Raw genomic sequence first — 5391 nt, 5'->3', positions numbered from 1 at the left:
CCCCGGCGCCGTCGCGCCCCGCCCCGGCTCCAGCAGCCGCGCCTCAGACGCCCGCACGGCCCGCCGAGCAGGATCCGCACGCCGGTCACGTCATGCCGCCAGCGCAGACGGCGCCCGCGGCCGATCCCCACGCGGGCCACCAGATGCCGGCTCCGCCCGCCGCCCCCGATCCCCATACGGGCCACGATATGACGGCCCCGGCGCCCGCCCAGCCCGATCCGCATGCGGGCCATGACTTGTCCGCCATGCCCTCTGCCCCGGCCGATGCCCACGCCGCACATGACATGTCGACGATGAGCATAAGACCGCCCGATACGCCGACCAGCGCAGACAATCCCGGCCGTCCTCCGGAAGACCCGCTGCCGGCCGCCGCCCTGGGCGCTCCGTCCCACGCCGCCGATCTCGTCTTTGGCGCCGACGCGATGGCCGCCGCGCGCCAGACCCTGGTCCGCGAGAACGGCGACGTTCGCACCACGGCGGTCATCATCGACCGTCTCGAGGTTGGCCTTGGCGATGATGAGGAGTCCTGGCTCTGGGACGTCCAGGGCTGGAGCGGGGGCGACATCTACCGGTTCTGGTGGAAGTCTGAGGGCGAAGGCGATTTCGGCGGCAACCTGGAGGAAGCCGAGGTTCAGGCCCTCTACAGCCGCGCCGTCTCCCCGTTCTGGGACGTGCAGGCTGGCGTGCGGCAGGACTTCCGTCCTGAGGGCGAGGACACGACCTATCTGGTTCTCGGCCTGCAGGGACTGGCGCCCTACTGGTGGGAGATCGACGCCGCCGCCTTCCTGTCGACCGAGGGCGACCTGACCGCCCGCGTCGAGGCCGAATACGACCAGCGCATCACCCAGCGCCTGATCCTCCAGCCGCGCCTCGAAATCGACGCTTCGGCCAGCGACATTCCAAAACTGGAGATCAGCTCGGGCCTGTCCTCGGTCGAGGCCGGCTTGCGACTGCGCTACGAATTCCGCAAGGAGTTCGCTCCCTACGTCGGCGTCGAGTCGAGACGCGCGCTTGGAGACACCGCCGACTACATCGAGGCCCGCGGCGGCGAGGCCGAGGACACCCGGTTCATCGTCGGCCTCAAGGCCTGGTTCTAACCGAAGGAGACCACCCCATGATCCGCATTCTCACCCTCACGGCGGCCCTGGCTTTCGCCGGCGCCGCCTCCGCCCAGGATCCGCACGCCGGCCACAGCATGCCGGCGCAGGCCGCCGCGACCCAGTCGGGAGTCACGACGGCTCCCGCGAACGGGGCGATGACCCAGGGCTCGCCGGAACGCTTCAGCGTCACCTTCCCGCATACGATGGTCCTCAAGACGGTCACGCTCACCGCCGAAGGTCAGGCCCCGGTCGAAGTGAGTGTCCCCGCAGCGCCCGCCGCCGCGACCGTCGGCGTGGCTCTTCCGCGTCTGGCCCCAGGAACCTACACTGCCGCCTGGACCGCCGAGGGCCCGGACGGCCACAAGATGTCCGGCTCGGTCAGCTTTATGGTTCACTAGGAGAACGACGATGAAAGTTTCCAACCTGCTGGCCGCCGCCGGCGCGATCCTAACCCTGAGCGCCGGCGCGGCCCTCGCCGCCGAAGGTTGCGAGTGCTGCAAGGACATGGCCGCGGACGCCGCCATGAGCTGCTGCGACGAGATGAAGACCGAGCCCGCCCCGCCCGAGCCGACGCCGCCCGCCCCGGCGCCGTCGGATACGCCCGCGCCTCAGGGCCACGCCGACCACAACTGATCGTCGCATCGATGGTTTCCGGCGGTTTCCCGTGGGGGAGCCGCCGGACGCCTCAGTTCTGGATAAGGCGGATCAAGTTTCCGTCCGGGTCGATGAGCGCGCCGATCCGCAGTCCCGACTCCTCAAGCTTCGGCGCGTGCAGGCGAGGGTGGCCCCAGCAGGTTTTCGGCAATCCTGAAACGACGCACCCTGCGTAAAACCCGTCCAGGTCGTCCAGCCGCAGGCAGCAGCCGAAGTTGCTGGTCAGCGGATCCACGTCCGGATGCGGGAAGAACTCCAGCGTCAAACCGCCTCTTTTCAGGATCATCCAGCCTTTGTCGCGCCAGTCCTGGTCGAAGCCCAGTCGAGTGTAGAACTGGGACGTAACTTCGAAATCCCGCGACGGTAGGTTGGGCGTGGCGTGGTCGGTCACGGCGAACTCCGGGAATGCAGCAATGCCGCCGTAGCCTAGCCGCAACACCCCTTGCCATCTACCTGGATCGGCGGACACGGCACGTCGGCATAGGAGCAGAACACGCAGCAGTCGCCGGGTAGGGGCTTCAGCTTCATGCCGCAGCCGAGACAATCGTAAAACCAGATGCAGGCGTCGGTGGGCATGGTCTCCGTCGCAACATGACCGCAATCCGGGCAGGTCAGCGTCGAATCCAGAACGATGGCCGGGGTCATCGCATGGCCGCCAGTCGCGGCATGACCCACGGCTCGATGTACGGCTGCCAGGCCATGGAAAGGACGATCAGCAGACTGGCGATCACCAGCAGCCAGAAGGCGAGCCGCGAAGGGTGGCGGCAGGCCCCGTCTTTCCGACACATCCGCAGGCGACGCCAATGCAGCAGCCAGCCCGCGGCCAGGATGACGGCGGCCAGAAGCGTCAGCCAGTTCCGCGCACCCGCGATGACCGCGGCGCCGGCGAAGGATACGCCCGCCACGGACAGAGCCAGAGGCAACACACAGCACGCGGCCCAGGCGAACACCGAGGCGACACCGCCGAGGGCGGCCGAGGCGCTGACGGCGACCTCGGGCATGCGGGGCCGGTCGTAATCGATGGCCATGGGACCTCCCGTTCGATTTCTGCTACAGGCTACAACCCGTAGCCGCTACAGGATCAAGAGCCATGTCCGCACGAAGTTTGACGATCGGGCGCCTCGCTGACAGCGCCGGGGTGAACCTGGAAACGGTGCGCTACTACGAACGTATCGGGTTGATGCCCGCGCCGGCCCGGACCGAGGGCGGCCACCGCAGCTACGAGCCGGAACACGCCCAGCGCCTGCGCTTCATCCGCCGGTCGCGCGAACTGGGCTTCGGCATCGACGCCATTCGGCGCCTGATCGCGCTGAGCGAGCCGGGCGTTCAGGCGTGCTGCGAAGTCCGCGACATGGCCCAAGACCACATCGCCAGCGTGGACGCCAAGATCGAGGATCTGCAGAGGCTACGGAAAGTGCTGAGGCAGGCTGTGGCCGACTGCAGTGAAGGCGGGCGGGTTAGGTGCCCGGTGATTGATGAGCTGGGCTCGAGCTAGCGTCGAAGCTACGACCCTGTGCCGATGACAGCGGTCAGCCTCAGTGCCGTGAAGGCCTGATCGACGCGGCCGCCTCGCGGCAAGCATCTTCGCAACGCCGGCATTCTTCGGCGCAGATACGGCAATGCTCGTGCATCTCGGCGTGCTTCTCGCACTCGATGGCGCAGTCGGCGCAAGCCTCGGCGCAGGTCTCGAGCATGCGCTTTATCAAGGCCTCGTTGCTGCCGGCGCGCCGCACGGCGAGCCCGGCCGTAGCCAGACAGACATCGGCGCAGTCGAGATCGAGCCGGATGCACTGGGTCAGGTCCCTGACCATCTCCTCGGCCAGGCAGGCGTCAGCGCAGATGCGGCATACGGCGGCGCAGCCGTAGCCCGCTTCGATCGCGCGAATGAGGCTGTCGTTCACGCTGCCGCGTACGTCGGGGTGGGTGCTGATCATTGGTTGGATTTGCATCGGAGGCTCCCTCGGGTGATCTGGATCCAACCCCGGCGCCGGGAAGATGTTCCGAACGGCGACGCCTCCCGACCTCGTCAAACCCGTACTTCGCCGAGCCGAGATCATGTGGAAATGCGGTGGACCAGACATCAGGGGCCGGCCGGCGACCTCAAGCTCACATGCATTCGACCACGGATCACTGAACCGCTTGCGATTTGGATCTCCGCACTTGCCCGCGAGAGTTCATCTACAATCGGCGGCGCAACCGAGATTGTGGGGTCGGCGGGCTCCGGAACAGAGAGGCGCTGGTCTTGAGCCAGGGACGTAATGCGTCGGCCCGGGCGCGCCGGGCCGGCCTCGTCCTCGCTGCCCTCGAGGGCCGAAGGCTCGTCTTCGCGAGCGGGCCCGCGCGAAAAGTCAGCCTGTTGGTCGCGCGCGCCGTGTTGCGCCTTATACGGCCGGGCGGAGGCCGTTGCCGCTCACATGCAGTTTTTGGCGCCTTCGGGGCCCCGCAAGCGTCTGCGGGCTAGCTCTCGACGCCACGTTAGCCGCAGCGGACGCTTCGCCTCCGGCTTCCGCCGGCTCCTCAATCCCGTCGCCCATGACCATTCCGCGGGGATCAGCGCTTGCGTGACCGGCCTCGTACGGTCGCGATACGTCAGCGAAGGCATGGTTGCGAGACCCCGGGCGCCTCAGGCGAACGGATTCGCTTGGCCGCGCCGGCCGAGCAGGGGGCTGTGTCCTGCCCGGGCGGGTGCGGGCCTTCTACCAGAGGTTCCGCTGCGATATGGGCGGGCTTAGCCGGCGCTCCACGCCTGGGCGACGTCAGGTCAGGGCGCGACAACTGCGCCCGTCGCCAAACCGGCCCGCGCCCGCCATGGTGGGATTTGGACTCCCAAGGAGCGCTCACTTTGGTTCAAACTCGCCCGCGCTTGTCCCGCCGGACCCTCGTGTTCGGCCTGCCCCTGGTCGCCGTGCCCGGCCCGGCCCTCGCCGCGCCCCCGAAACGGATGATCGCCTACAAGACGCCATGGTGCGGCTGCTGCGGCGGCTGGATCGCCCACATGCGCCAGGCGGGCTGGATCGTCGAGGTCGTCGAGCGCGAGGATCTCGCCCCGATCCGGGCCCGGCATGGCATTCCGGACCGCCTCGCCTCGTGCCACACAGCGGTGGTCGGCGCCTACGCCATCGAGGGCCATGTTCCGTCGAGCGATGTCGAGCGGCTGCTCGGCGAACGCCCCGCCGCCCGCGCACTAAGCGCGCCCGGCATGCCGGCGGGCTCGCCGGGCATGGAGGCCGCCGGGCGCGAACCCTATGCGACCGTCCTGATCCTCAACGACGGTTCGACCCGCGTGTTCGGTCGCCACAACGGGGCCTGAGAAGGCGCACCGCCGGCAGTCACGACGGTTGACGACGCGGCGTCCAGCGCAGCAGGCGCATGGCATTGGCGGTGACCAGGACCGTGGCTCCGGTGTCAGCGAGGATGGCGGGCCACAGGCCCGTCACCCCGATCACGGTGGTGACCAGGAACACCGCCTTCAAGCCCAAGGCGATGGTGATGTTTTCCCCGATATTGCCCATCACTCCGCGGGACAAGGCGATCATGTCGGGAATGTCCCTGACCCGGCCGTGCAGGACGGCGGCGTCCGCCGTCTCCAGGGCCACGTCGGTGCCGCCGCCCATGGCGATGCCGACATCCGCCTGGG

10 protein-coding genes and 1 pseudogene are annotated in these 5391 nt (G+C 68.5%); 5 read left to right on the top strand and 6 right to left on the bottom strand.

The genetic code is table 11. The features are described 5' to 3' along the window. The coding region (locus tag RTU05_RS16695) for a hypothetical protein (protein WP_312599444.1) at positions 1 to 233 on the bottom strand (233 nt) is incomplete at its 3' end. 12 nt (positions 234 to 245) lie between these two features. Here RTU05_RS16695 and RTU05_RS16690 point away from each other — a divergent pair. Genes RTU05_RS16690 through RTU05_RS16680 form a run of 3 tightly spaced genes read left to right on the top strand, consistent with a single transcriptional unit; the run spans position 246 to position 1733 of the window. Then, positions 246 to 1097, top strand: coding sequence for a copper resistance protein B (locus RTU05_RS16690; RefSeq protein ID WP_312599443.1), 852 nt, complete (start codon positions 246 to 248; stop codon positions 1095 to 1097). A 17-nt stretch (positions 1098 to 1114) separates the two neighbouring features. Then, on the top strand, positions 1115 to 1498 hold the full coding sequence (locus tag RTU05_RS16685; RefSeq protein WP_008261639.1) for a copper resistance CopC family protein: 384 nt from the start codon (positions 1115 to 1117) through the stop codon (positions 1496 to 1498). A gap of 10 nt (positions 1499 to 1508) precedes the next feature. Continuing rightward, positions 1509 to 1733, top strand: coding sequence for a hypothetical protein (locus RTU05_RS16680; protein ID WP_008262058.1), 225 nt, complete (start codon positions 1509 to 1511; stop codon positions 1731 to 1733). A gap of 52 nt (positions 1734 to 1785) precedes the next feature. Here RTU05_RS16680 and RTU05_RS16675 read toward each other — a convergent pair whose 3' ends face one another. The 3 genes from RTU05_RS16675 to RTU05_RS16665 are packed head-to-tail and all read right to left on the bottom strand — an operon-like array spanning position 1786 to position 2782. Continuing rightward, positions 1786 to 2145 (bottom strand): bleomycin resistance protein, encoded by a 360-nt coding sequence (locus tag RTU05_RS16675; protein ID WP_312599442.1) that lies wholly within the window; start codon positions 2143 to 2145, stop codon positions 1786 to 1788. Between the two features lie 35 nt (positions 2146 to 2180). Next, on the bottom strand, positions 2181 to 2399 hold the full coding sequence (locus tag RTU05_RS16670; RefSeq protein WP_114818253.1) for a GDCCVxC domain-containing (seleno)protein: 219 nt from the start codon (positions 2397 to 2399) through the stop codon (positions 2181 to 2183). Continuing rightward, positions 2396 to 2782, bottom strand: a complete 387-nt coding sequence (locus RTU05_RS16665) for an MFS transporter permease (RefSeq protein ID WP_114818252.1) — start codon at positions 2780 to 2782, stop codon at positions 2396 to 2398. Before RTU05_RS16665 ends, RTU05_RS16670 begins: the two co-directional genes overlap by 4 nt. 62 nt (positions 2783 to 2844) lie before the next feature. Here RTU05_RS16665 and RTU05_RS16660 point away from each other — a divergent pair, with 62 nt between their 5' ends. Next, complete coding sequence (locus RTU05_RS16660) at positions 2845 to 3249, top strand: helix-turn-helix domain-containing protein (RefSeq protein ID WP_040349355.1); 405 nt, start codon at positions 2845 to 2847, stop codon at positions 3247 to 3249. A 40-nt stretch (positions 3250 to 3289) separates the two neighbouring features. Here RTU05_RS16660 and RTU05_RS16655 read toward each other — a convergent pair whose 3' ends face one another. Continuing rightward, on the bottom strand, positions 3290 to 3688 hold the full coding sequence (locus RTU05_RS16655; RefSeq protein ID WP_008261099.1) for a four-helix bundle copper-binding protein: 399 nt from the start codon (positions 3686 to 3688) through the stop codon (positions 3290 to 3292). 947 nt (positions 3689 to 4635) lie between these two features. Between RTU05_RS16655 and RTU05_RS16650 the strand changes: the two genes are divergently transcribed. Beyond that, the gene (locus tag RTU05_RS16650; protein WP_008263799.1) at positions 4636 to 5064 is read left to right on the top strand and encodes a DUF411 domain-containing protein; all 429 of its coding nucleotides are present in this window, start codon (positions 4636 to 4638) and stop codon (positions 5062 to 5064) included. Between the two features lie 19 nt (positions 5065 to 5083). Here RTU05_RS16650 and RTU05_RS16645 read toward each other — a convergent pair. Continuing rightward, positions 5084 to 5391: pseudogene (locus tag RTU05_RS16645) on the bottom strand (heavy metal translocating P-type ATPase); the annotation flags it as partial.

This window comes from Brevundimonas sp. (genome assembly GCF_032017145.1).
In the GTDB taxonomy this organism is placed as follows: domain Bacteria; phylum Pseudomonadota; class Alphaproteobacteria; order Caulobacterales; family Caulobacteraceae; genus Brevundimonas.
This window is presented reverse-complemented; position numbering and strand designations above follow the sequence as displayed.

What these genes read in the sequence shown, in the direction of transcription:
- RTU05_RS16655 (WP_008261099.1), bottom strand. Translation starts at nt 3,688, where the DNA reads ATGATCAGCACCCACCCCGACGTACGCGGCAGCGTGAACGACAGCCTC.
- RTU05_RS16685 (WP_008261639.1), top strand. Translation starts at nt 1,115, where the DNA reads ATGATCCGCATTCTCACCCTCACGGCGGCCCTGGCTTTCGCCGGCGCC.
- RTU05_RS16660 (WP_040349355.1), top strand. Translation starts at nt 2,845, where the DNA reads ATGTCCGCACGAAGTTTGACGATCGGGCGCCTCGCTGACAGCGCCGGG.
- RTU05_RS16680 (WP_008262058.1), top strand. Translation starts at nt 1,509, where the DNA reads ATGAAAGTTTCCAACCTGCTGGCCGCCGCCGGCGCGATCCTAACCCTG.
- RTU05_RS16665 (WP_114818252.1), bottom strand. Translation starts at nt 2,782, where the DNA reads ATGGCCATCGATTACGACCGGCCCCGCATGCCCGAGGTCGCCGTCAGC.
- RTU05_RS16690 (WP_312599443.1), top strand. Translation starts at nt 246, where the DNA reads ATGCCCTCTGCCCCGGCCGATGCCCACGCCGCACATGACATGTCGACG.
- RTU05_RS16670 (WP_114818253.1), bottom strand. Translation starts at nt 2,399, where the DNA reads ATGACCCCGGCCATCGTTCTGGATTCGACGCTGACCTGCCCGGATTGC.